The organism is Corynebacterium sp. SCR221107 (assembly GCF_027886475.1).
Lineage (GTDB): Bacteria > Actinomycetota > Actinomycetes > Mycobacteriales > Mycobacteriaceae > Corynebacterium.
Map to the genome: position 1 here is coordinate 1,082,698 of NZ_CP115670.1, position 22,291 is coordinate 1,104,988.

22 protein-coding genes and 1 pseudogene are annotated in these 22,291 nt (G+C 58.3%); 9 read left to right on the forward strand and 14 right to left on the reverse strand.

Going from position 1 to position 22,291, the window contains the following annotated elements; all coding sequences use genetic code 11:
• Positions 1–85: 85 nt before the first annotated feature.
• The 3 genes from PAB09_RS04875 to PAB09_RS04885 form a co-directional block, all read right to left on the reverse strand.
• A complete protein-coding gene (locus tag PAB09_RS04875; RefSeq protein WP_271034913.1) occupies positions 86–691 on the reverse strand; it encodes a hypothetical protein in 606 nt (201 codons plus the stop codon).
• An 82-nt stretch (positions 692–773) separates the two neighbouring features.
• A complete protein-coding gene (greA, locus tag PAB09_RS04880; RefSeq protein WP_271034914.1) occupies positions 774–1,295 on the reverse strand; it encodes a transcription elongation factor GreA in 522 nt (173 codons plus the stop codon).
• A 494-nt stretch (positions 1,296–1,789) separates the two neighbouring features.
• Positions 1,790–2,224 (reverse strand): DUF4307 domain-containing protein, encoded by a 435-nt coding sequence (locus PAB09_RS04885; RefSeq protein ID WP_271034915.1) that lies wholly within the window; start codon positions 2,222–2,224, stop codon positions 1,790–1,792.
• A gap of 335 nt (positions 2,225–2,559) precedes the next feature.
• Between PAB09_RS04885 and mca the strand changes: the two genes are divergently transcribed.
• The 4 genes from mca (at position 2,560) to PAB09_RS04905 (ending at position 5,190) form a co-directional block, all read left to right on the forward strand.
• Entirely contained in the window at positions 2,560–3,435 is an 876-nt protein-coding gene (gene mca / locus PAB09_RS04890; protein WP_271034916.1) for a mycothiol conjugate amidase Mca, read from the forward strand.
• A gap of 30 nt (positions 3,436–3,465) precedes the next feature.
• Positions 3,466–3,756 carry a hypothetical protein gene (locus PAB09_RS04895; RefSeq protein ID WP_271034917.1) on the forward strand — a complete coding sequence of 97 codons (291 nt, stop codon included), beginning with the start codon at positions 3,466–3,468 and terminating at the stop codon, positions 3,754–3,756.
• A gap of 32 nt (positions 3,757–3,788) precedes the next feature.
• Positions 3,789–4,598 (forward strand): isoprenyl transferase, encoded by an 810-nt coding sequence (locus PAB09_RS04900; protein WP_271034918.1) that lies wholly within the window; start codon positions 3,789–3,791, stop codon positions 4,596–4,598.
• Between the two features lie 70 nt (positions 4,599–4,668).
• Complete coding sequence (locus PAB09_RS04905) at positions 4,669–5,190, forward strand: flavodoxin domain-containing protein (RefSeq protein WP_271034919.1); 522 nt, start codon at positions 4,669–4,671, stop codon at positions 5,188–5,190.
• On the opposite strand, the gene coaA is transcribed toward PAB09_RS04905, so the two are convergent.
• Entirely contained in the window at positions 5,187–6,113 is a 927-nt protein-coding gene (gene coaA, locus PAB09_RS04910) for a type I pantothenate kinase (protein WP_271034920.1), read from the reverse strand. The genes PAB09_RS04905 and coaA overlap by 4 nt on opposite strands.
• A gap of 223 nt (positions 6,114–6,336) precedes the next feature.
• Here coaA and glyA point away from each other — a divergent pair, with 223 nt between their 5' ends.
• Positions 6,337–7,626 (forward strand): serine hydroxymethyltransferase, encoded by a 1,290-nt coding sequence (glyA, locus tag PAB09_RS04915; RefSeq protein ID WP_271034921.1) that lies wholly within the window; start codon positions 6,337–6,339, stop codon positions 7,624–7,626.
• 63 nt (positions 7,627–7,689) lie between these two features.
• Here glyA and PAB09_RS04920 read toward each other — a convergent pair whose 3' ends face one another.
• From PAB09_RS04920 to PAB09_RS04935, 4 genes are all read right to left on the reverse strand, one after another.
• On the reverse strand, positions 7,690–8,589 hold the full coding sequence (locus PAB09_RS04920; protein WP_271034922.1) for a biotin-dependent carboxyltransferase family protein: 900 nt from the start codon (positions 8,587–8,589) through the stop codon (positions 7,690–7,692).
• On the reverse strand, positions 8,589–9,212 hold the full coding sequence (locus tag PAB09_RS04925; protein ID WP_271034923.1) for a 5-oxoprolinase subunit B family protein: 624 nt from the start codon (positions 9,210–9,212) through the stop codon (positions 8,589–8,591). Before PAB09_RS04925 ends, PAB09_RS04920 begins: the two co-directional genes overlap by 1 nt.
• Positions 9,213–9,256: 44 nt before the next feature.
• A complete protein-coding gene (locus PAB09_RS04930) occupies positions 9,257–10,027 on the reverse strand; it encodes a LamB/YcsF family protein (RefSeq protein WP_271034924.1) in 771 nt (256 codons plus the stop codon).
• A gap of 107 nt (positions 10,028–10,134) precedes the next feature.
• Positions 10,135–11,400 (reverse strand): NRAMP family divalent metal transporter, encoded by a 1,266-nt coding sequence (locus PAB09_RS04935; RefSeq protein ID WP_271034925.1) that lies wholly within the window; start codon positions 11,398–11,400, stop codon positions 10,135–10,137.
• A gap of 202 nt (positions 11,401–11,602) precedes the next feature.
• Between PAB09_RS04935 and PAB09_RS04940 the strand changes: the two genes are divergently transcribed.
• A complete protein-coding gene (locus PAB09_RS04940) occupies positions 11,603–12,250 on the forward strand; it encodes a GntR family transcriptional regulator (protein WP_271034926.1) in 648 nt (215 codons plus the stop codon).
• A 607-nt stretch (positions 12,251–12,857) separates the two neighbouring features.
• On the opposite strand, the pseudogene PAB09_RS04945 reads toward PAB09_RS04940, so the two are convergent.
• The 3 genes and pseudogenes from PAB09_RS04945 to PAB09_RS04955 all read right to left on the reverse strand — a co-directional run.
• Positions 12,858–14,519, reverse strand: a pseudogene (locus PAB09_RS04945) (MDR family MFS transporter); the annotation flags it as partial.
• Positions 14,520–14,571: 52 nt separating this feature from the next.
• Positions 14,572–15,219 carry a TetR/AcrR family transcriptional regulator gene (locus PAB09_RS04950; RefSeq protein ID WP_271034927.1) on the reverse strand — a complete coding sequence of 216 codons (648 nt, stop codon included), beginning with the start codon at positions 15,217–15,219 and terminating at the stop codon, positions 14,572–14,574.
• A gap of 355 nt (positions 15,220–15,574) precedes the next feature.
• Positions 15,575–15,892, reverse strand: a complete 318-nt coding sequence (locus PAB09_RS04955; protein WP_271035272.1) for a DUF5997 family protein — start codon at positions 15,890–15,892, stop codon at positions 15,575–15,577.
• Between the two features lie 63 nt (positions 15,893–15,955).
• On the opposite strand from PAB09_RS04955, the gene PAB09_RS04960 reads away from it, so the two are divergent.
• On the forward strand, positions 15,956–16,672 hold the full coding sequence (locus PAB09_RS04960) for a LysR family transcriptional regulator (RefSeq protein ID WP_271034928.1): 717 nt from the start codon (positions 15,956–15,958) through the stop codon (positions 16,670–16,672).
• 210 nt (positions 16,673–16,882) lie between these two features.
• Positions 16,883–17,440, forward strand: a complete 558-nt coding sequence (locus PAB09_RS04965) for a GNAT family N-acetyltransferase (protein WP_271034929.1) — start codon at positions 16,883–16,885, stop codon at positions 17,438–17,440.
• Positions 17,441–17,609: 169 nt separating this feature from the next.
• On the opposite strand, the gene PAB09_RS04970 is transcribed toward PAB09_RS04965, so the two are convergent.
• On the reverse strand, positions 17,610–19,148 hold the full coding sequence (locus tag PAB09_RS04970; RefSeq protein WP_271034930.1) for an MDR family MFS transporter: 1,539 nt from the start codon (positions 19,146–19,148) through the stop codon (positions 17,610–17,612).
• 165 nt (positions 19,149–19,313) lie between these two features.
• Complete coding sequence (locus tag PAB09_RS04975) at positions 19,314–19,973, reverse strand: TetR family transcriptional regulator (RefSeq protein ID WP_271034931.1); 660 nt, start codon at positions 19,971–19,973, stop codon at positions 19,314–19,316.
• A gap of 260 nt (positions 19,974–20,233) precedes the next feature.
• On the opposite strand from PAB09_RS04975, the gene PAB09_RS04980 reads away from it, so the two are divergent.
• Positions 20,234–20,671 (forward strand): hypothetical protein, encoded by a 438-nt coding sequence (locus PAB09_RS04980; protein WP_271034932.1) that lies wholly within the window; start codon positions 20,234–20,236, stop codon positions 20,669–20,671.
• Positions 20,672–20,892: 221 nt separating this feature from the next.
• On the opposite strand, the gene PAB09_RS04985 is transcribed toward PAB09_RS04980, so the two are convergent.
• Complete coding sequence (locus PAB09_RS04985) at positions 20,893–22,290, reverse strand: class II fumarate hydratase (RefSeq protein ID WP_271034933.1); 1,398 nt, start codon at positions 22,288–22,290, stop codon at positions 20,893–20,895.
• Between the last annotated feature and the right edge of the window lies 1 nt (position 22,291).

The window sequence follows — 22,291 nt, forward strand, 5'->3', positions numbered from 1 at the left end:
TCTTGGAAAACCAAGGATCACGTGCCCGGCGTTTTTGGTGTCCGCAGGAAAATACTAGAGGGGCTTGAGACCCCTATCTTTCGACCTATGTCCGTACCGGAACCCCGTCGAGGAGCAGGTCGCTAAATACCATGCCACCAGCGGCGAATTGAACAGGGTCGGTCAGCGTGACCTTGACCTGCTTACCGTCCTTCTCACCAATACCTTCGGCCTTGTCACTATCCCAAGACTCCCACTCAATAGATGTCACTTTGTCGGACAGCTTGATGCAATCGGTGGTGATAGAACGAGGCTTGATCGTCGCCTCGTCCGCCGCGCAGTCCACCCACCCCGTCTGTTCCTGTTTGCCAGCCGTCGTGGTTGCCGAGGCTGCTTCTGAAGCCTGAGGCGCTGCGGTGGGCTCGAGGCTGGTAGCGGTGACAGAGGATGTAGCAGCAAGCGCTGAAGCCTCGCTCGCTTGCGTCGAGCTCGTCGGAGAAACGATTGAGGAAGCTCCCGAGGAGGCCAACGCACTCGAAGAGGCCGTAGCCGTGGCGGCGGCGGCCGAGGAGGACGTTTCCGTCGTTGTGGCGGTGCTTGTGGCGGGTGCGCTTTCTGCATCCCCGCAGGCACTGGTGGCAGAGGCGATAACGAATGCGATCGCCACGATGATGCCAAGGCCTCGGCCTCGGCGCGTGGGTAGTGCACGCATGGCTGTTCTCATTTCGTGATTGCAGGGCAAAAGCCAGCGCCCCGATGAAAGGCACTGGCTTTGAGAATATTCGAAGGGGTATTTAACCCTGACGCATGGTGGCAGCCTTGAGGGAGTCATAAGGCTCGGCGCTCACAACCGTCACGGAGATAACGTTGCCGTTCGGTGCGGTGTACTCGCGAGTCTCACCCTCTTGGGCGCCGACGATCGCGGCACCGAGCGGAGACTGCTCCGAGTAGGTCTCCAGATCCTTGTTGTCGGAAGCCGCAGCGCGGGTACCGATGAGGAAGGTTTCCTTGTTGTCCTTGTCGCCGTTGTAGTAGACGTGAACCACGGAACCCACGTGAGCCACGCCCTCGACGATGCCGGCGCGCTCGGTGGTGGAGTTGGCCAGAATCTCGGAGATTTGCTTGATGCGGGCTTCTTCCTGATCCTGCATCTCGCGAGCTGCGTCGTAGCCAGCGTTTTCCTTCAGGTCGCCTTCCTCGCGGCGCTCGTTAATCTCGGCGGCAACGACAGGACGGTGGGCGATCAGGGCATTGAGCTCTTCTTCGAGCTTGGCCTTGGTTTCCGGCGTGATGTACTGCTTCTGATTGTCAGCCATAGTCTTTCCTGTCCTTGGGAGTGGGCATGATCTCGCTCCTTCTTCCACGGGTACGAACCAACTTGTAGACCTTGGTGCACCGTGAGTACACGACACCGTGGCTCATAGTTGGCCATCAAGGCGGTTGTACAAGTTGTCGTAGCGGTTGAATACGAGATTAATACGTTGGAACAAAAACCTCGCCCCGCACTTTCTAGGTCGCGGGGCGTGAGAGATTAATGCCGTACATGTTAGCACAACCTGCGCGGATGCTTGTCCAAGGCGCGGATTTCATGGGGCGCGGTTTTTCGGGGTAGCGGCGCCCATGTGGAATGTCCAGCCAGCACGGTGACACGCGAACCAGTTCTCATGGGTTACCTTGGGTCAGAACATAGCCCTCAAGTGTGACATGGCGGCGCTGAATTACTAATTAAACCATCCCCGCTGTTCGGGGCGTATTGCTTGCCGACGCTGATAGGTTGCCGGTGCTTGAGGCAGCCTTTCGAGTATTCGGCCTAGCTTGGGACCTTGAGATAAAACGGCAGATCCTCGGAGCAGCCGTAGACATCTGCGGAGGCGGCCGCGCTCGTGGTGGTGATGTCGACCTCGATGCGCTGTACCTTTTCGCCGCCGGCGGGGATGACTACCTCACGACGTCCAACCTCACCGCGGTCATAATCGACGGCCGTGACGATGCAGTAGGACGGATTATCCGTAGACTTGCGGGTCACATCGAACCACAGGCGCATCGTAGAGTCATTGACCTGCTCCACCGTCGCAGTCTTGCCGGAGATGGTGTTGTTTTTTTGAGAGTTATAAAGCTTGATCCCGGCGTAGCCAATGCCTAAGAGAATAACGATGACAACGACAACGATCAGTTTGCCGGACAAGGTTCCTCGAGTAGTTTCTGATTCCTGTTCATAGCGCTGCCGTGGCGTCGAAGCCGTCATAAGTTGGAAGTCCCTACCTCAATCAATGTGCGACGCCGTCACGAGGCGCCCAGGCGCAGCCAAGTAAAGCTGCAATGTCAACGACACATTCTAGCCTATGAGGGCCGCGGGTTAAGATGGAAGAAATCCACGGTTCGGTGATGAGTGCGTGGTAAAAGACGCGGTGAAAAGGACTGCCTTCCACCGATCTTCGGCCTCGACTTTGAATAGGTGTGTTCAAAGACACCTGTTCTCATGGATCCTCCGTCTCATGGGGGAGGGTACCCACAGGCACCAACCTAGTGAAGTGGCCCGCACCAGGGCTGGAAAACATTGCGAAAGGCTAAGGAAAAACAATGGCGGGACTGCGGTTGCTGGCTATCCATGCGCACCCTGACGATGAATCGAGCAAAGCTGCGGCAACGATGGCGCGCTATGTCGACGAGGGAAACCGAGTGAAGGTCCTGACGTGTACGGGCGGGGAGCGCGGGGATGTCCTTAATCCGGCCATGGATCGTCCGGTTGTGAAAGAAAACATAGGTGCGATCCGTCGCGAAGAGATGGCCAATGCGATCAAGGCGCTTGGTGTGGAACACGAGTGGCTCGGCTACGTCGACTCAGGCCTGCCCGAAGGCGATCCGCTGCCGCCATTACCAGAGGGGTCATTCGCGCTTGCAGACACCGAGGAAGTGGTGCAAAAGGTGGTCAAGGTCATTCGGGAATTTCGCCCGCACGTGATCATCACCTACGACGAAAACGGTGGCTATCCGCACCCCGATCACCTCAAGGTGCATGAGGTTTCGATGATCGCCTGGGAAAAGTCCGGGGAGCAGGATTACCACCCCGAACTGGGGCAGGCGTGGACCCCATTGAAGCTGTACTACACCCATGGATTCATCCGCCAGCGCATGCAAATGTTCCATGATCTGCTCGTCGAGCAGGGCAAGGAAAGCCCCTACGCAGAAATCCTGGATCGATGGAAGGCCAACCAGGCTGACACCATGGCTCGCGTGACCACCCAGGTCAATGTGGAGCGTTGGTTCGACCGGCGCGATGCGGCTCTGAAGGCGCACGCAACCCAGATCGACCCGGCGGGAACTTTCTTCGCCACTCCGGTCGAGGTGCAGCGTCGATTGTGGCCCACGGAGGAGTTCGAACTGGCCAAGACTCGCGTTTCTACCTCCTTGCCGGAGGATGACCTTTTTGCAGGGATTGAAAAAGCGTTAGACTAATCCGGACAACTTACACATTTGGAGGACGCAATGCAGGTTTCCACCTTGGCTTACGACACGGTGATGTTCCTAGCCCAGCAAGATGTCGGGCCTGAAGGCTCGGAGTTCGGCAAGGCATCGCCGATCGGCTGGCTGGTCATCGTGGCTCTGCTCGCAGTGGTATTAGTCCTAGGTTGGGCGTTTCACCGCCGCTATAGCCGTATGAATCGACGCACGATGTTTGCCGAGGCGCATGGCATCGATCCTTTCGATGAGAAGACACTGGATGCGGCGATGGAGGAAGCCGGAGTCTCGGATAAGCGCAAAAAGCTGTGGATCTAGGTTTGGATCTGCCAAGGGGAATGGATCGAAAAATGGTTGGCGAGACTGGACGCAGGGCGAAAAACCTGGTCAAGGGGCTCATCAAGGAGGCGCTGTATCCCTTTTATGAGCGCCGACTGCTCAAGGAAATCGCCCACGTGCGTCAGCCAAAGCACGTGGCCGTCATGTGTGACGGCAACCGTCGTTGGGCTCGTGAGGCCGGGTTTGCCGATGTCACGCATGGGCATCGCGTTGGCGCCCAAAAGATTGGGGAGCTAGTTCGCTGGAGCGAGCCCACAGATGTTGAGCTGATCACCGTCTACCTTTTGTCCACCGAAAACCTCGGTCGCTCCGATGACGAGCTTCAACTCCTGTTCGACATCATCGCCGACGTAGTCGACGAGCTTTCCACAGCCGAGGTCAACTGCAGGCTCCGGCTCGTGGGCCACCTCGATTTGCTTCCCGACGATTTCCGCAGGCGCCTCGAACAGGCCGCCGCCCACACCAATGGGCACACCGGCAAATCGGTCAACATTGCCGTCGGTTATGGCGGGCGCCAAGAAATCGTGGACGCGGTGCGCGAGCTGGTTTCCCAAGAGGCGAAAAAGGGGACCTCCATGGACGAGCTGGGGACGAAGATCACCGTCGACTCGATCAGCAGCCACCTGTACACCTCGGGTCAGCCGGATCCCGATTTGGTCATCCGCACCTCTGGTGAGCAGCGCCTGTCCGGTTTCCTACTCTGGCAGTCCGCCTACTCGGAGATCTGGTTTACTGATACTTATTGGCCCGCCTTCCGCCGCTTGGACTTCCTGCGCGCCATGCGCGATTATTCCAAGCGAAATCGGCGCTTTGGCAAATAGCGCGCACCCAGCCAGTGACGCCTTTTCACCCACGAGGCGAGCGCCTAGCGCTTGCACCAAGAAGGTAAGAATGCACATTCGTTTCCGCTCCGAGTATGGCTCCACCGAGCGATATGCACAAGAACTGGCCCGGATGCTTGGTACCTCGGCCCACGACCTTGATGTTCCCGTGCCTGACGACGGTCGCCCGGTCATCTATTTGTCCTATGTGCACGGCCCCGTCATTCCGGCCGCCAAGAAGGCGTCGGAAAGCCTGCACAATCAGGGCGAGCAGAACGCACCGCACCGAGCAGTGGCAGTGGTAACGGTGGGCATGACCCCGATTGATGCCGCTATTTCGGCCAATCGCACTCAATCGCAAGTCCCTGATGGTGTTACCTGCTTTTATTTAAGTGGGCACCTCGATTATGCGCGTCTAAGCCACGCGCACCGAGCCACGATGACGACAATCGTATCCGCGCTCAAGCTCAAACCAGTGAAATCTGCGGTAGACCGCAATCTGATCGACACCTTCGGCCTTGATACCGACCGTGTGGATTTTGCCGAGCTTGGCCCGATCGTCGACTGGGCCACAGCCCGCGTTCGCGCCTAGATCTTGCGCATGCGCACGCGGTTGACCGAATGATCCGACCCCTTGACCAGCACTAATGATGCCCGCACGCGCGTTGGAAGGATGTTTTCCATCAGGTTAGGCAGGTTGATGGTTTGCCAGATCTTGCGGGCTTCATCGACCGCGTCATCGTCGGGAAGCTCAGCATAGTGGGAAAAGTGCGCGTTCGGGGCGCGGAACGCTGACGTGCGCAATTCTAGGAAGCGCTCGATATACCAACGCTCGATGTCAGCGGTTTTGGCGTCGACGTAGACGGAGAAATCGAAGAGATCGGAGATGACGAGGGTTGGTCCGGTCTGCAGGACGTTGAGCCCTTCGACAATGAGAATGTCTGGCCGATTGACCGTGATGACCTGATCCGGCACGCGGTCATACAGCGTATGCGAATACACCGGCGCCGTCACATTGGCTTTGCCGGATTTCACGTCGGTGACGAAGCGTAAAAGTGCGCGCTGGTCATAGCTTTCCGGATACCCCTTCCGGCTCATGATCCCCTTGGCGTTTAATTCGGCGGCGGGTAGCAGGAAGCCGTCGGTGGTCACCAGATCAACGCGCGGATGGGAGTCCCAGCGCTGCAGTAGAACTTGCAAAAGGCGAGCGGTGGTGGATTTTCCTACCGCAACCGAGCCAGCTACACCGATGACAAACGGGATGTGCTGGAATTGGTCGCCGAGAAAGATTTCGGTGGCGGCAGTTAATTCCTGGCGAGCCTGAACCTGCAAATGAATCAGACGAGACAGGGGCAGGTACACCTCGGCGACTTCCTCAAGGTCAATGTTTTCACCTATGCCTCGCAGCTCCACGACCTCTTCTTCGGTAAGAACCTGAGGCATGGACTGTCGGAGTTGACGCCAGCTTTTTCTATCGAAATCGAGATAAGGGCTGGAATCTTTGGGGCGAGCCATACCATCTATTGTGCATGGCGTGTGATGAGGAAACCAAACTACCCCGTTAGTAGGTAGGCTCGGAAGGCGCGTCCGCTAAGCTAAGTGCGAGACCTCACCGTGGGCGATGTCTTTGAGTAATACCTTGTGTTAACCCCTGCGTAGAACCCAAGCACGACGACCGTGAGTGACGATCATAAATGTGACCGCGAGGAATGACTAGGAAAGGTGCATTTGCTCCGCCATGACAGATGATATTCGCAACCAGCCCCTGGCAGAAGTAGACCCAGAGGTGGCAGCAGCGATCGCAGGCGAGCTGAATCGTCAGCGTTCGACCCTGGAAATGATTGCTTCCGAAAACTTCGTCCCGCGCGCTGTGCTGCAGGCTCAGGGCTCGGTCTTTACCAACAAGTACGCTGAGGGTTACCCTGGCCGCCGCTACTACGGTGGTTGCGAGAATGCCGATATTGTTGAGGATCTCGCCCGCAACCGCGCCAAGGAGCTCTTCGGTGCCGAGTTCGCCAACGTGCAGCCGCACGCAGGCGCGCAGGCCAATGCCGCCGTGCTGATGGCACTGGCTAACCCTGGTGAGAAGATCATGGGTCTGTCTCTGGCTCACGGTGGCCACCTGACCCACGGCATGCACCTGAACTTCTCCGGCAAGCTCTATGAAGTTGCCGCCTATGAGGTGGATCCGCAGACCTTCCGCGTGGATATGGACAAGCTGCGTGAGCAGGCCTTGGCCGAGCGCCCGCAGGTGCTCATCGCCGGTTGGTCCGCCTACCCGCGCCAGCAGGACTTCGAGGCTTTCCGTTCCATCGCCGATGAGGTCGGTGCCAAGCTGTGGGTGGATATGGCTCACTTTGCAGGACTGGTTGCCGCTGGCCTGCACCCAACGCCTGTGCCGCACGCTGACGTGGTCTCCACCACCGTTCACAAGACCCTGGGTGGTCCTCGTTCCGGCATGATCCTGGCTAAGCAGGAGTGGGCAAAGAAGCTCAACTCCGCAGTGTTCCCGGGACAGCAGGGCGGCCCGCTCATGCACGCTATCGCTGGCAAGGCCGTTGCGCTGAAGATTGCCGGTACTCCCGAGTTCAAGGAGCGTCAGGAGCGCACCTTGGAGGGCGCGAAGATCATCGCTGAACGACTGACCGCCGTCGATGCGAAGGCCGCCGGCGTCGATGTGCTCACCGGTGGCACCGACGTCCACTTGGTGCTGGCCGACCTGCGCAACTCCGACATGGATGGTCAGCAGGCCGAGGATCTGTTGCACGAGGTTGGCATCACCGTCAACCGCAACGCTGTGCCTTTCGATCCGCGCCCGCCGATGGTGACCTCCGGCCTGCGTATCGGTACCCCGGCCCTGGCTACCCGCGGCTTCGATGCCCCAGCCTTCACTGAGGTCGCCGACATCATCGCTACCGCGCTGATCAACGGCCAAAACACAGACGTCGAGGCTCTGCGCGCCCGCGTCACCAAGCTTGCTGAGCAGTACCCGCTCTACGAAGGCTTGGAGGAGTGGAAGCTGGCCTAAGGTCAGTGCGCCCCAAACACTTAAGCCTGAAGCATCGTCCAACCGATGATGCTTCAGGCTTTTTCATAGGCTTTTTCGAGGAAGGCGGAATCGAACGGTGTCGCCTGGGGCTAGCTGGGCGATGCGATCGCAGCTGCGTTGCGTCAATACCGCAATGACGGGATAGCCGCCAGTTGTCGGGTGATCCGGGCCAAAGACGACTGGGTGCCCGCTGGGCGGAACCTGAATTCCACCGCGCACCATGCCTTCGCTTTGCAGCTCACCCGTTTTGCTTCGCTCGAGCGGAATTGCACCTTCCAGCCGAATACCCACCCGATTGGACTGAGCTGTCAATTGATAGGGCTGGTGTAGGAAGGCGGACAAGGCCTTGCTGCTAAACCAGTCAGTGCGAGGACCTAGGATCACGGTGAGTTGTTCTGGCGAGCTCGGCTTCCACAACGAAGGCAGCCTTCTGATTGTCGGCCACCATGACGGATCCGTGAGGAAAGCACCAGTTTCTAGTTCATCCCCAACCTGCACCGGGTGAGGCCCGATTCCAGATAGCACGTCAAAGCTTGCAGAACCCAACACCGGTTCGCACACCAATCCGCCCCGTACCGCGAGGTAGGCCCGCAGACCTAGGTCGGCTGGCGCAAGACGCACCCGATCGCCGGGGCATACGTCTAGCACACAGTTGGTCTGATGAAGGTTGATCTTTCCATCAGGGGAGGTGATCGTCACTTCGGCCTGCGTGCCGGTAAAAATCATCATCGACGGCCGAAGCACCTCCACTTCGAATCCTCCGACGAGGATCTCTAAGACTGGTGCATCGGCGAGGTTTCCCACTGCATGATTGGCTCGCGCTGCGCTGTGCCTGTCGAAGGCGCCGGAGGTTGCCACGCCTTGGCTTGCGAGGCCGAAACGACCGCGGTCTTGAAATAGCACCTGCGGACCTGTCGATATGACCTTAAAGGTTGGCTCCATTAAGCCCTCACCTGCCTAAAACGGACGCGGTCGCCGGGGGTGATCAAGGAAGGTTGCGTGCGGGTGAGATCCCACATCCTAGCGGTGGTGGTTCCCAGAAGTTGCCAACCGCCGGGGGAGGACTTGGGATAGACTGCGGAAAATGTGCCCGCCAGCGCCACCGATCCCGCAGGGATCTCCGTACGCGGGGAGCTTCGGCGGGCGATATCGATGGCATCTTCGGCATTGACGGGGGAAAGATACATAAAGCCTGGGGCAAAACCGCCGAATGACGCCCGCCATTGCGTTGACGTGTGCCATTCGATCAGCTCCGCGACTCGGACATTGTTGCTGGCCGCCAACTCCTCAAGGTCCGCACCATCATAGTGCACCGGAATTTCGACCGTGCGTCCAGCCGAAGCTGACTCGGCAGCATCGACATCCAGCTCCTCGATCATGGCGTAGGCCGCCTCGATGCTTAATGTGTGGGTATCTAAGGTCACTAACACCGTGCTCGCGGCAGGAACCACGTCAACAAAGCCGGGATGATGCAACTTCTCAAGCGCCGTGGAAACAGCGGCGACCTGAGCGCCGGAGTCTAGTTCAATGAGGAGGGCTTGTTCGCCGCAGGAGAGGATGTGCATGTTCGTCCTTGTGAATTGCTTTGTTCTCGAAGTGTAGTGGTGAGCTACGCTGTCACGTCGATTCCTTGCTCCTGCAGGGTTGCGCGGATGCGGGTGGCCAGAGCTACTGCGTGCGGGTTGTCGCCGTGGACGCACAAGGAGTCCGCCTCGATGGTGATCGATGATCCATCGATGGTGGGGATGGGGTCTCCGGTGGCAATGGCCACAGCCTGTGCAGTGGCGATGCTTGGGTCTAGATGTACCGCGCCGGGGAGCGAACGCGCTGCAAGCTGGCCATTTTCCGTGTACGCGCGGTCGGCGAATGCCTCCCGGATGACCGCGAGACCGCCGTCAACTGCCCAGTCCACGATCGGGGCGCCTGCCAGACACATCAGTTTGAGGGCAGGGTTGATATCGCGAACGGCACTGATGACCGCCTCGGCAAGGGGCTTGTCCGTTGCGATGGTGTTGTACATCGCGCCATGCGGCTTGACATAACTGATCTCGGTCCCGTTGGCCGCGGCTGCTGCTGTGATGGCGCCGATCTGGTAGATGACCTCGGCGTAGAGGTCGTCCGGATTATAGGCGATGTTTCTTCGCCCAAAGCCTGCTAGATCCCGGTAGCCAGGATGGGCCCCCACGCGAATGCCGCGCTGCGCAGCCTTGGCGACTGTGTCAAAGAGCACCTTGGGATCGCCCGCGTGAAAACCACAGGCTATGTTGGCGCTGGTGACGATGCCAAGCATGTGCTCGTCGGCGCCCAGGCTATACGCCCCATAGGATTCACCGAGGTCGGCGTTGAGATCAATGCTCAGGGAAGGTCTTGGTCGGGACATGTACGTATTGATTCCTTTCCAGATTGAAGCACCACAAAGGTGACAAAAGGCGAGTTTGACTCAGACAACATGTTCTTCATATGACGGCTAGCAACGTGCCACCACGACTACTTGACCCCGAGCAAGTCAAAGACTCCGCCGAAGCTGCGCCAGGCGAGGTACCAAGCGATGACAACCGCGACGATGCCGATGGCGATGAGCCACTTGGGGTAGGCGTAGCCGCCGAGTAAATCCTTCGAGCGTGCGATAGCTACGTAGATAATGAGGCTAAAACCGATGGGCAAGACGAGGCCATTGAAGGCCCCAGCGAAAACGAGCAGGGCGGCCGGCGCCGTGCCCAGTACGAGGAACAAGGTGCAAGAAAGGACGATGAAGCCGATGGTGACCCAGTTTTGTAGCTGTTTCTTGTCAGGCGAGTTGGGGACCAGGAATGAAGCGGAAGTATAGCTTGCCCCGATAACGGAGCTGAGCGCCGCTGCCCAAAGCACCGCGCCGAAGAAGCGCAGGCCGACCTCGCCGGCGGCGGCCTCGAAGGCCTGCGCGGCAGGGTTTGCCTTGGTATCGAGGACAACGCCTGAGGTCACAACACCTAAGACCGCGAGGAAGAGAGCGACGCGCATAATGCCGGTTAAGAGGATGCCTGTGACTGAGGAGCGCGAAACCTCGCGGACATGGCTTGCGCCAGCGAGCCCGGAATCAAGCATGCGGTGGGCACCGGCGTAGGTGATATATCCGCCGACGGTACCTCCGACCAAGGTGGTGATGATCAGCCAATCCACCTTTTCGGGCAGTACGGTATTGCGAAGTGCCGAGCCAATCGGTGGGTCGGACACGATAGCAACGTACATTGTGAGAACCATCATGATGATGCCCAAGACCACGAGGATCTTGTCTAGCGCGGCGCCGAGGTGCTTGAACAAGAAGATGGCGACGGCGATGACTGCAGTAATCAAGCCACCGACCTTGGTATCGAGTCCCAGCATGGCGTTAAGGCCAAGGCCTCCGCCGGCGATGTTGCCGATGTTGAACACCACGCCGCCGATGGCGATTAACGCCGCAAGAACCCAACCGAGGCCGGGGACCACGCGATTGCCGAGCTCTTGGGCGCGCAGACCTGAAATTCCGATAACGCGCCACACATTGAGCTGGACGGCGATGTCAATGAGGATCGAAATCAGGATGGCGAAAGCAAACGCCGCGCCGAGTGAGCTGGTGAAGGTTGCTGTCTGGGTAAGGAAACCGGGGCCGATCGCCGAGGTTGCCATAAGGAAGATGGCGCCCATCAATGTGGTGCGAGTCGATGCGGCTGCGGCTGCCTGCTTGAGTGACGGTGATGCAGTGGCTGCCGGTTCGGGGGAGGCGTTCGCGGACATTGTCCCTCCTAACGTCTGACTATAGAGGCTGAGGTAAGGCCAGTTGTTCAACAAATTTGTTCAACAACTTGACCTGAATTCTATGGCTTTCGTGGTCTGCGGCACAATACCTATCAATCGATAAATTTGAGGCTTACCCCCGCAACGGGAATTCAGGAAGGGAAAATCGGGAAGAAAGAGGTGGTGAAATAGACTGAGTGGAATGAAAGTAACAGTGGACACTGTGGTTGAGCGCCTCACTCGCAAAATTCTCGCTGGCCAGCTTCGACCTGGCCAACAATTGCAGGAACTGACGATGGCTTCGGCGCTTGGGGTGAGCCGTAACACGCTTCGGGAAGCATTTAGGATTCTCGCCTACGAGGGGCTTTTGGAGTATTACCCCCATCGGGGCGTTTTCGTGAAGACGATGCGGGTGGCCGACGTGGGCGATCTTTACCGCTTTCGACTGCTTGTTCAGGGTGCCGTCTTAGAATCCATGGCCCTAGGGGAGGTGGACCAAGACGCACTCGATGAGGCACTCTTTTCGATGCGCCACTCGGTCGATGCTGCCAATCAGGCTCTTTCCGCCAATGATTGGCAAACGGTGGGCAATGCCAACTATGCATTCCATCAGGCACTCGTCGATGCGGCGGGTTCGCCCCGCCTGAGCGCCTCAACGCGGGCCATCTTGGCACAGACCCGCCTCGCTTTTCTCAGCGCACGGTCGTTGGAGAATCTGCACAAGCCCTACGTCGAGGAAAATGCGCACTTGTTGCGCCTGATTGAAGATCGCAATTACGAACAGGCCACGGTGCTATTGCGCGAGTACCTCGCCTCCGCGAAGCAGCGACTCATCGACGAGCTTGCGTGATCTTGCTCCTCACGTCGCGCGTTCTTTGGCAACAGTGACTACCGATGGGGTCAAACGCCCGGCCAATCGGAGGGGTGAGATTGTCGCATAACCCCCACAACGATGATCATCGCCACGGAGGCAAGGGCGCCGGTAGGCGTCGGAAAGCAAAAATACCCCAGCCGTGAGCATCACCGGTGGGGTGGGTAAAATGCGGTGCTTATCGTGCTTCAAGAAACAGATTCGCAAGATGCGTTGTTGGATGGCTGGCCACAGCGTGACCTAGCATGACCTAGCAAGTGTCAAGATGGCACCGAACAACTATCAGGCAATCGCCGCAAGGGCCTCCCATAGGAGACGACCCGCAAAATGCGGGCCTCAGGCGCCTTAATGATGAGGGCTTTTCCAAAAAAGAATCCAAGCCACGACCTGGTCATTGAACCACGTCACATGCGCTTGGATTCTGTTTCGTTGTTTGAGATTGCTGTCGAAGGTGACCTGCGTCGGGCTAGAACTCGCCCTGAGATACGATCGTGGTCTTGCGCTCACGCGGGGCATTGTCTGCGCCAGCTGGATGTGCGCTTTCTTCGGCAATCCCGTGGGAGCTCACGGTGCTGGAATCGGTAGCAGGGTCCGTGGCGGTGCTCCGTGAGGCGGCTTCGCCACCTTCTGCCTCACCCTCAGTCTGCTTGTGCAACTCCATCTCAAGAGAGGTTTCGCGCAGCTTCTCGTGCTTGATGGCGGACACCAAGATGAGGGCAACGATCACGGCCGGAACCAGAATGATGAAGACCGGGGTGAGGGCGTCGTTGTAGGATACGGCGATGGCATCGCGCAACGCTTGTGGCAACTGATGAACCAGTGCCGGGGTCAAATCGTTGGAGTCCATCGTCGCGGCTGCCTGAGCCTGCTCCGGGGAAAGTTGGGACATGGCCGCCGGAAGGTTGGCCGCCATCTCGTCCTTGAGGTTGCCCACAAAGATGCCGCCGACGAGCGCAGAGCCTAAGGAGGAACCGATCTGGCGGAAGAAGTTATTGACTGCGGTTGCAGATCCAACAACCTCCATTGGCATGGTGTTTTGGACCACGAGGACGAGCACCTGCATGGCAAGGCCCAAGCCCATGCCCAGGATGAATAGCATCGCGCCGATTTGCCACAGCGGCATGTCCACGCTGAGCTGGTGGAACAAGAACAGCGAGATGAGGGTGATGATCATGCCCACGATCGGGTAGGAACGGTAGGTGCCAACCTTGGAGATACGCGCACCGGACCAGATGGAAAAGCCCATCATGCCCACCATCATTGGAATCATCATGTAGCCAGCCTCGGTGGCCGAGATGCCCTTGACCATCTGCATGTAGGTGGGCAGGTAACCCAGGATGCCGAACATGGTAATGCCGAGGACGAGGCCTGCTGCGGTCGTTACCGCGAAGTTGCGGTTTTTGAAGAAGCTCATCGGGATGAGCGGGTTCGACACCTTCAGCTCGACGATGACCAAAACGATGGCTGCGACGATGGTGGTGATGATCAAACCGATGATGATCGGGTCGGACCATTCGTACTGCGAACCGCCCCAGGTGGTGAACAGGATAAGCGAGACGGTGGCGACGATCATGAAGAAGGTGCCGAGGTAGTCCCACTTAAACGGCGGGTACTCGCGCTTCGGGATCTGCAGGACGATGGCGGCAATCGCGATCGCGATGAGGCCAAGTGGGATGTTCATCCAGAAGGCCCAACGCCAGTCGGCATGCTCGGTGAAGAAGCCGCCAAGCAGCGGGCCGAGCACGGCGGACAGGCCGAAGATGCCACCCATCATTCCCATGTAACGGCCACGCTCGCGCGCGGGAATGATGTCCGCGATGATCGCCTGGGACAAAATCATAAGGCCGCCTGCGCCGATGCCCTGGATTGCGCGGGAGGCGATGAGCACGGTCATGGACTGCGCCAGACCGCCGACGACGGAGCCTGCCAAAAAGACCGTCAGCGCACCGATGAACAAGGACTTGCGTCCCATGAGGTCGCCTGCCTTGCCGTAGATCGGGAGCATAACGGTCTCGCCGACCATGTAGGCGGTGATAACCCACATCATGTGGTCCACGCCACCGAGCTCGCCGACGATGGTGGGAAGCGCGGTACTAAAGATCATCTGGTCGAGTGATGCCAACAGCATCGAGACCATCAGTGCGGCTAAGACCCACCAGGCGCGCTTTTGCTGCTCTGGCGTCATCGACGATTGCCGCTTTTCCTTCTTGGGTTTTGCTTTCTTGTGCGACTCAGTGCGTGTAGTCATGGAATGGAGCCATTTCCTTGTGTGATTTAGATGTAAAAGTATTTTTCAATTCTTATTGGGTTGTGGCGCCAGCTGCCAGCACCCTTCGCATTTCTTCGCGAACCTCAAAGCCAAACTCGATGAGGGAATCGGCGCTGCCGTCGCCTTCTGCCTCCCAGCGCCGACCGGCGTTGGCAAGGCACATGATGGCGATTCCGGTGACGAGTCCAGCTTCTTCCTCGGCGGTGTGGTGTCCTACTACTTGTTGCGGGAATGCGGTGTAGTACTGGATGAGCAGCTGCTCCACTTGGTGGCGGGCCACGTGGAAGTTAGCGAACTGGTGCGCGCCGAGTTCCGGCTCGCGCTGCTTAATTTCGTGGCGGCGCTTGAGCGTGTCCCAGTCGAAGATATGCGAGTCATGGAAGATCAACGAGTGGAAAAACCGCATTGTCGACCCGAGGATGTCGTCGTGGGGCTTAGCAATAAACGCTTGTACCTCGTCATCGGTGGGGATCCTCGGGCCTGCGCCGATGATGGCTTCTTCTTTGGAGGAGAAGTAGTTGAAGAACGTGCGTTTGGAAATTCCAACCGGCTCGCAAATGTCCTCGATGGTCACGTTTGCGGAGCCGCGGGCGAGTACCTGCTTGGTTGCCTCTGATTCGAGGGCGGCGCGGGTACGGCGCTTTTTGGCTTCGCGGTGAGATAGGGGTGAATCGGACACGAATGGAACAATACTCCGGAAAATTCACGCCGTGCAAAATTTCCTTTGGTGAGATGCTTCATGCACTTTTGCGCCTGTGGTGTACATCTCAACAATGCTTGGTCGGGAATAAACCGGCAGTGTCTTTGAGAATGAGTTTGCCTAGGTCAACCCCTGATTGTCCGTGCTCGGGCGGCCGTTAGACCTTCTAGGTGGAAAGATCCTTTCATCATCGGCATGCGTGCTTTCCGACGGCCACAGGCCGCAACCCTCGGCGTGGCAGGTGTGTGCAAAAAACAAACGCCCTGCCTTAGGGCAGGGCGTTTGACCGCGCACGAAACGGCGCTGGAATTGGTTGTGCTGTGGCGGAGTCGGGTTATGCGCCGCGGCCTTCGGCTAAGGCGGTGCGTGCGGCGCGAAGCCACTCCGGCTGGTCACCCAAAAGCGCCTTGATCTCCTCGGTGGTCATGGGGCGATCCATGTCATTGCGCTTCAAGGCTGCGATGGTGATACCGAGCTTCTGAGCGACGACGGGGCGCGGGTGCGGGCCAACACGACGAAGAGTGGACAGCCACTCCGGCGGATTCTTTTGCAGCTCGACGAACTGTTGGTGGGTGAGCGCGGTGGCCTGGAACTCCTCTGGCGTGGCGGGGAGATAGATTCCCAGCTTCTTTGCCGCCGTCTGTGGCTTCATGGCGGTGCCCGACGGCTGGATTACAGATTCTTCATTCACGCCATTAACGGTAGCATTAAATAAATGTTGAGCTTAAGTTTTGTCACCGGCACCGAACCTGGCAAGTGGTTCGACCGTTACCGGGACCGCACCAATCACGGAGGCTTGCACGAAGATCCATCCGACGATCCATTCACCCAGCCGACGCAACTCAAGCTCATGCGGCTTCCTGATGCAAGGGTCGATCCGGAGCGTTTTCACATTGTTCGACTCTATGAGGAGGCAAGTGGCATCGCGGTACCAGTCGATCACACGCTCACGCTTGTGGATGAGATCTCCGAGGACGACGTCGCGGAGGAAAAGATCCTCTACCGCTATGAGGGCGGGGAAGTAGATATTCAGGCGGTGCGCGATAACTTGCAGGTAGTTGCGGCGAACGTGGGCGTGGTCATCGCCCCACGTCCACTGCTGAAGGTGCTTGCCGGCAAGAAGATCGAGACCCGCAACTTTCGCAGCACCACCACCGGGGTGCCGGCGACCACCATCGCCCTAGTGTGGGAAAAAGACGCCGATTCCGAAGCGATCCAGGATTTCGTCGGCATTGCCAAAGGCCGAACGCTCAACTCTTCTCGCCAAGCCGGTGGGGAAACTGCGAAGTCTTCCAAAAAACCCACTGCACAATCCAAGCCCTCAGCCAAGGCAAGGGGTAGCGCGACCAGGAAGCACGGCGCACAGGCTAACCAGCGCGCACACGGTCGAGGTAGCTCGAAGCAGGGGCGCGGTGGCCGTAGGCGTCGTTAAGCGAATACCCGAAGCCACAGCCGACGTTCTTTTGGGGCAACGGCCTTGTAGGAAAGCCAACGCTTCGTAGAGATACGTGATCGACCTCGCGGGGATCGGCGGACGCCGCCCAGGGCACGCCAATCTGGGCTTCATGGAGACTGCGGTCTTTTAAGGACGCGTGTCAAGTTCGATTGCATGGCATAGATAATTCCGGAACAATCGGGAGGTATGTCTTCTAAAGATTTTCTCATCCGGCCGCTTCGCCGCCAGGACTTCGGCCAAGTTCAGGGCATCTACCTGCAGGGCCTATCCACAGGGCACGCCACCTATGAAGGGGAGGCACCGAGCTGGGAGAAGTTCAGCAGCGTGAAACTAGAAGGAACCATGTTCGTGGCCGTCGAGGCCGATGACGACTCCACGGTGCTCGGATGGGTTGCGGCGGCACCAGCCTCCTCGCGCAGCGTCTTTCACGGCGTCGTGGAAGATTCCATCTACATTCACCGGGACGCGCAAGGACGTGGGGTAGCGGGCGCGTTGCTCGACAAGCTCATCGAGACCTGCCAGTCTATGGGTAAGTGGGCCATCCACTCGTGGATCTTCCCGGAAAATGAAGGCAGCGCAAAGCTGCACGAATCCCGCGGCTTTGAAAAGGTGGGAACCTTCAGCCACCTGGCAAAAATGACCTACGGGGAGATGGCCGGGCAGTGGCGCGACACGGACGTGTGGGAAAAGCTTCTTCCCAAACCCGAAATCGACGACACCACGGCGTTGGGATTTGAGAAATAGCTTCCTCAGCCGACCAAAAAGAGATTCTGTAATCCTCAAGACCCCGGGATCTTTTGAGAAGAAAGCCACTGATAAGGCGCAATGTGCAAACCCCCGTCACACCCTTGATCTTTGTGAGGTAACAAGGTGTGACGGGGTTTAGTGTGATTTGATTGTGCAGCGGCGCGGCCTAGCGCGTGGTGCGCAGGGCGTGCTCCTTGATGAAGAACAAGATAATCATCGCGATGGCGGCCAGCGGCGCGAGGTATAAGAACACCGGAGTAAGGGCGTCGTTATAGGCCACCCCGATCGCATCGCGAACCGGTTCCGGAAGGCTGGATACCAGTGCAGGGGTCAGGCTAGAGGTTCCCGAGGCCTGCTGTAGGGCGCTGACGTCGGTGCCCTGGGCTGCTGCCTGAGCGATGGCGGCCGGCATCGCGTCAGCCAGATTGGACTTCAAGCCGGACAGGAAGATAGAACCCACCAGTGCAGAGCCCAACGCGCCACCAACCTGGCGGAAGAAGTTATTCGAGCCCGTCGCCGCACCCACCTGCTCCAAGGGGAAGGAGTTTTGCACGATCAGCACCAGCACCTGCATCGTGCAGCCCAAACCGACACCGAAGACGGCAAGGTAGACGCCAACTAAAACCAGCGAATCATGCGCTTCGAGGGTGGACAGCAATACCATCGCGACGGTGATAATGGCCTGGCCGACGATGGGGTAACGCTTGTATTTACCAAAGCGGGTAATCAGATTGCCCGTCATGATCGAGGTAATGATCATGCCGCCCATCATCGGAATCATCATCAGGCCTGCCTTGGTGGGGGTGAGGTGATGGACCATCTGCAGGTAGGTAGGCAGGTAGCCAAGGGAGCCGAACATGAGCACACCAACGGCAAGGCCAGCAAGGGTGGCCAGCACGAAGTTCGAATTGCGGAAAAGCGCCAGGGAAATCAGTGGCTCTTTGGCCTTGGATTCGATCACAACAAACAGTGCCGCAAACACGATCGAGGTGACAATCAGACCAATGATCGTCGTGCTGCCCCACTCGTAGTCACGGCCGCCCCAGGTGACAAAGAGAATCAGCGCTGCGGTGGCGATGGTCATCGTCACAGTTCCCAGCCAGTCAATCCGGAAGCTGTTGTGTTTAGGAGGCAGGTGAAGCAAGGCCACGATGGCGATAATGGCCACTACGCCGAGCGGGACATTCAGCCACATGCCCCAACGCCAGCCGGGCCCATCGGTGAACCACCCGCCGACCAGCGGGCCCAAGACGGAGGCGACGCCGAACACGGAACCCATGATGCCCATGTACTTTCCTCGCTCACGCGGAGTTGTCACCTCGGCGGTAATGGCCTGCGACAAGATCATCATCGCGCCACCGGCAAAGCCCTGGATAGCACGGCCGGCGATGAGAACGCCCATCGACGAAGCTGTAGCGCCGACGATGGAGCCAACGAGGAACAGTGCGTTGGCACCGATAAAGAGTGGCTTACGGCCGAGCTGATCACCGAGCTTGCCAAACAGCGGCATCGCCACCGTCTGGCCAAGGAGAAAAGCGGTAATCACCCAGGACATGTGCTCCACGCCACCGAGATCGCCGACGATGGTGGGCAGTGCGGTGGTAAAGATCATTTGGCCCAGCGAACTCATGAGCATGCTCAGCATGAGCGCGCCGATAATGAGCCCAGTACGTTGATGCTTGGGCGAAGTAGCTTCTGCGGTCATAAACGTTATGTGTTTCCTTGATGTGGATAAATCAGTCAAAGCACCCCCGTGTTAAGGGGGTGAGAAAAATGCTCGTGTGTGAGCGTGTGCCAGGTAAAAAGGAAGAAAGTGCCAACGTGCTGTACACAGGCACAGCGACGGGCACGTGTGGGACTTTCTTTCCTATCAGGTGTCTTCGGGCGGGGTGGCTAAGGTGCGCAGCATGGCCAAGGACTCGCGGCAGCGAGGGGCAAGCTGGTCGTAGCTTTCACCTTGAGTGTCCACCCAGCGCGAAAACCCCAGACGGATTGCCCCAGTCACCAGCAGCGCTAAATGTGCTGCCTCCATTTCGGGTGCGACGTTGGCGATGCGGCGGTTATGGGGGTAGGTGTCAAAATACTCCACGATTTCTGCCAGCAGGTAGTGGAAAACCACTATCATACGGTTGGAATTGACGTGGTCAAGGGCGGGATCCGTACGGCGGATGTGCTTGCGTCGGCGAAGCAAAATCGCGCGCTGTTCCGGGGTGGACGTCTGTCCGGAAATGACATTTTCCAAAGACATTTCCAACAGCGTGGCCACGAGGTCATCGTGCTGGGAACATAGCAGCCGACGGCGCTGATCCGCGGTGAATTCGCGAGGTGGTCCTCCGAGAACGGCGGTCTCTTTGGAATCGACGTAATTAAAAAATGTCCGCTTGGAAATCCTGGCCTCGTGGCAAATATTATCAACCGTGACATTGGCGAATCCACGCTCGGCAACGAGCCGCGACGCGGCATCTTCGATGTCCGCCAGTGTCTGTCGGCGCTTGCGCTCACGCAGGGAAATCTCGGGAGTAGTGGACACGAAAAGTAAACCTAGTGCAAAAATAAACCAGGTGCAAGATTATGAAAGAATCCGTTTTCAGTAATGCCCGCTACATGGAAGAGTGTTCCAGTCAAGCTTTGCACTGCGAAGGGAGTACAGGAAAGCGAATAAGCGCATTTGGTATCTACCGTTTTCTAGCGTGGTGAGTTTGATAACTGACATGGTCATGCGAGGTGTTGTAACCGGGCGACAATATCATCGAGGCGGAGTTCGCTCACCATTTCTTCGTATCGCGCAACATGCTGCGCAAGGCCTTCTGCGTCCTGATTCGAGGTGGGCTCGTTTGCTTCATCAACCGTGACGCTGAAGTAAAAACCTTTCATAGCGCCGAGGTGGAAGATCTATATGAATTTCGCCGCTATGCCGAGATTGGTTGCTTGTATGCCTTCGAATCAAACGAACGGTGCGCAAACCTTGCCCAGGAGCTCTTAGCTTTCACAATTGAATCCGGTGGGGTGGAAGCGTGTGAGGATTGGGAAAAGGCTGCACTGCTTAACATGAAGTTTCATCAAGGTATTTTCGAAACTCCCAATAACTCCCATATTGCTAACCTGTGTAAACACATTAACGTGCCAATGCGCATGATCATGCTGGCGAATGGCGACAGCCCAGAGGTCTATAAGTCCACCGTGATCCGAAACGCGGCAATCGCCAATGCACCCCTCGAAGGGAATTAGATCCAGGCCAGTGAGCTGCTGGATAAATATCTCACTGATTCCTATGAGGCCATCGAGCGGCTGGATTCCACAGGGGAATAGCGCCCGCAAGTGAAATTCATCTGTGCTCCTTGCAAGTTGGCGATTGTTCAATCACAAAAAGTGGCCACCATCCCTGCAAAAAGGGAAGGTGGCCACTGTACAAGTAGCGGCTGATTCAAACCAAGCCGAATTCAGGCGCCTTACTTGTCGCGGTCGGTGTTGGCCATAGCCAAGACGTCGAGGCGCTTATCCAGCTCTTCCTCGGTCAGCTTCTCACCATCGACAAAGCCCATGTCGATCACGGTCTGGCGGATGGTCTTGCCTTCCTTTAGGGCGGTCTTGGCAACCTTGGCGGCGTTCTCGTAGCCGATAGCGGAGTTCAGCGGGGTCACGATGGACGGGGAGGACTCGGCCAGCGTGCGCATGCGCTCCTCGTTGGGCTCGATGCCGTCTACCAAGCGCTCCGCGAAGACGCGGGCGGTGTTGGCCAGCAGGCGAGCGGACTCGAGCACGTTGCGAGCCATAACCGGGATGAACACGTTGAGCTCGAAAGCTCCCTGGGAGCCTGCGAAGCCAACAGCTGCGTCATTGCCGATGACCTGCGCGGCAACCTGGGTTGCAGTTTCGCACAGAACCGGGTTGACCTTGCCCGGCATGATGGAAGAACCAGGCTGCAGGTCTGGCAGGTGAATCTCTCCGAGGCCGGTCAGTGGGCCGGAGCCCATCCAGCGGATGTCGTTGGCGATCTTGGTCAGGGAAACAGCGACGGTGCGCATCGCGCCGGAGAACTCAACCAAGCCGTCACGGTTAGCCTGAGCCTCGAAGTGGTTAACGCACTCGCGCAGCTCGGAAACGCCGGTGAGCTTGACCAGCTCAGCGGTGACCTTCTCGCCGAAGTCGGCAGGGGTGTTCAGGCCAGTGCCTACTGCGGTGCCGCCGATGGGCAGCTCGCCCAGACGAGGCAGGGTAGCCTCGATGCGCTCGATGCCGGCCTCGATCTGGCGAGCGTAGCCGGAGAACTCCTGACCCAGGGTGACCGGGACGGCGTCCATCAGGTGGGTACGGCCGGACTTAACCACGGTCTCCCATTCCTTAGCCTTTGCAGCAAGGGAAGCCTGGAGAACCTTCAGGCCTGGGATGAGCTCCTTCACAGCAGCCTCGGTGGCTGCCACGTGGGTTGCGGTTGGGAAGGTGTCGTTGGAGGACTGACCCATGTTGACGTGGTCATTCGGGTGAACCTCGACGCCGGCCTTCTGGGCCAGGGAGGCGATGACCTCGTTGGTGTTCATGTTGGAAGAGGTACCAGAACCGGTCTGGAACACGTCGATCGGGAACTCAGCGTCGTGCTTGCCCTCAGCAATTTCCTTCGCTGCGGCGATGATCGCATCAGCCTGCTCAGCGGAAAGCAGGCCACGGTCCTTGTTGACCTGTGCGCAGGCGGCCTTGAGCAGGCCCATTGCACGGATCTGTGCAGACTCGAGTCCACGACCCGAAATGGGGAAGTTCTCAACAGCGCGCTGGGTCTGTGCACGCCACAGGGCGTCAACGGGAACCTTTACTTCGCCCATGGTGTCGTGTTCGATGCGGTACTCAGTCATG

Bases quoted from the DNA above. Each gene is read 5' to 3' on its own strand.
- PAB09_RS04895 (WP_271034917.1), top strand. From the start codon at position 3,466: ATGCAGGTTTCCACCTTGGCTTACGACACGGTGATGTTCCTAGCCCAG.
- PAB09_RS04930 (WP_271034924.1), bottom strand. From the start codon at position 10,027: ATGTCCCGACCAAGACCTTCCCTGAGCATTGATCTCAACGCCGACCTC.
- PAB09_RS04925 (WP_271034923.1), bottom strand. From the start codon at position 9,212: ATGCACATCCTCTCCTGCGGCGAACAAGCCCTCCTCATTGAACTAGAC.
- PAB09_RS04955 (WP_271035272.1), bottom strand. From the start codon at position 15,892: ATGAAGCCACAGACGGCGGCAAAGAAGCTGGGAATCTATCTCCCCGCC.
- PAB09_RS04940 (WP_271034926.1), top strand. From the start codon at position 11,603: ATGAAAGTAACAGTGGACACTGTGGTTGAGCGCCTCACTCGCAAAATT.
- PAB09_RS04905 (WP_271034919.1), top strand. From the start codon at position 4,669: ATGCACATTCGTTTCCGCTCCGAGTATGGCTCCACCGAGCGATATGCA.
- PAB09_RS04875 (WP_271034913.1), bottom strand. From the start codon at position 691: ATGCGTGCACTACCCACGCGCCGAGGCCGAGGCCTTGGCATCATCGTG.
- coaA (WP_271034920.1), bottom strand. From the start codon at position 6,113: ATGGCTCGCCCCAAAGATTCCAGCCCTTATCTCGATTTCGATAGAAAA.
- PAB09_RS04980 (WP_271034932.1), top strand. From the start codon at position 20,234: ATGCTGCGCAAGGCCTTCTGCGTCCTGATTCGAGGTGGGCTCGTTTGC.
- PAB09_RS04900 (WP_271034918.1), top strand. From the start codon at position 3,789: ATGGTTGGCGAGACTGGACGCAGGGCGAAAAACCTGGTCAAGGGGCTC.
- mca (WP_271034916.1), top strand. From the start codon at position 2,560: ATGGCGGGACTGCGGTTGCTGGCTATCCATGCGCACCCTGACGATGAA.
- PAB09_RS04960 (WP_271034928.1), top strand. From the start codon at position 15,956: ATGTTGAGCTTAAGTTTTGTCACCGGCACCGAACCTGGCAAGTGGTTC.
- greA (WP_271034914.1), bottom strand. From the start codon at position 1,295: ATGGCTGACAATCAGAAGCAGTACATCACGCCGGAAACCAAGGCCAAG.
- PAB09_RS04970 (WP_271034930.1), bottom strand. From the start codon at position 19,148: ATGACCGCAGAAGCTACTTCGCCCAAGCATCAACGTACTGGGCTCATT.
- PAB09_RS04885 (WP_271034915.1), bottom strand. From the start codon at position 2,224: ATGACGGCTTCGACGCCACGGCAGCGCTATGAACAGGAATCAGAAACT.
- PAB09_RS04935 (WP_271034925.1), bottom strand. From the start codon at position 11,400: ATGTCCGCGAACGCCTCCCCCGAACCGGCAGCCACTGCATCACCGTCA.
- PAB09_RS04965 (WP_271034929.1), top strand. From the start codon at position 16,883: ATGTCTTCTAAAGATTTTCTCATCCGGCCGCTTCGCCGCCAGGACTTC.
- glyA (WP_271034921.1), top strand. From the start codon at position 6,337: ATGACAGATGATATTCGCAACCAGCCCCTGGCAGAAGTAGACCCAGAG.
- PAB09_RS04985 (WP_271034933.1), bottom strand. From the start codon at position 22,290: ATGACTGAGTACCGCATCGAACACGACACCATGGGCGAAGTAAAGGTT.
- PAB09_RS04920 (WP_271034922.1), bottom strand. From the start codon at position 8,589: ATGGAGCCAACCTTTAAGGTCATATCGACAGGTCCGCAGGTGCTATTT.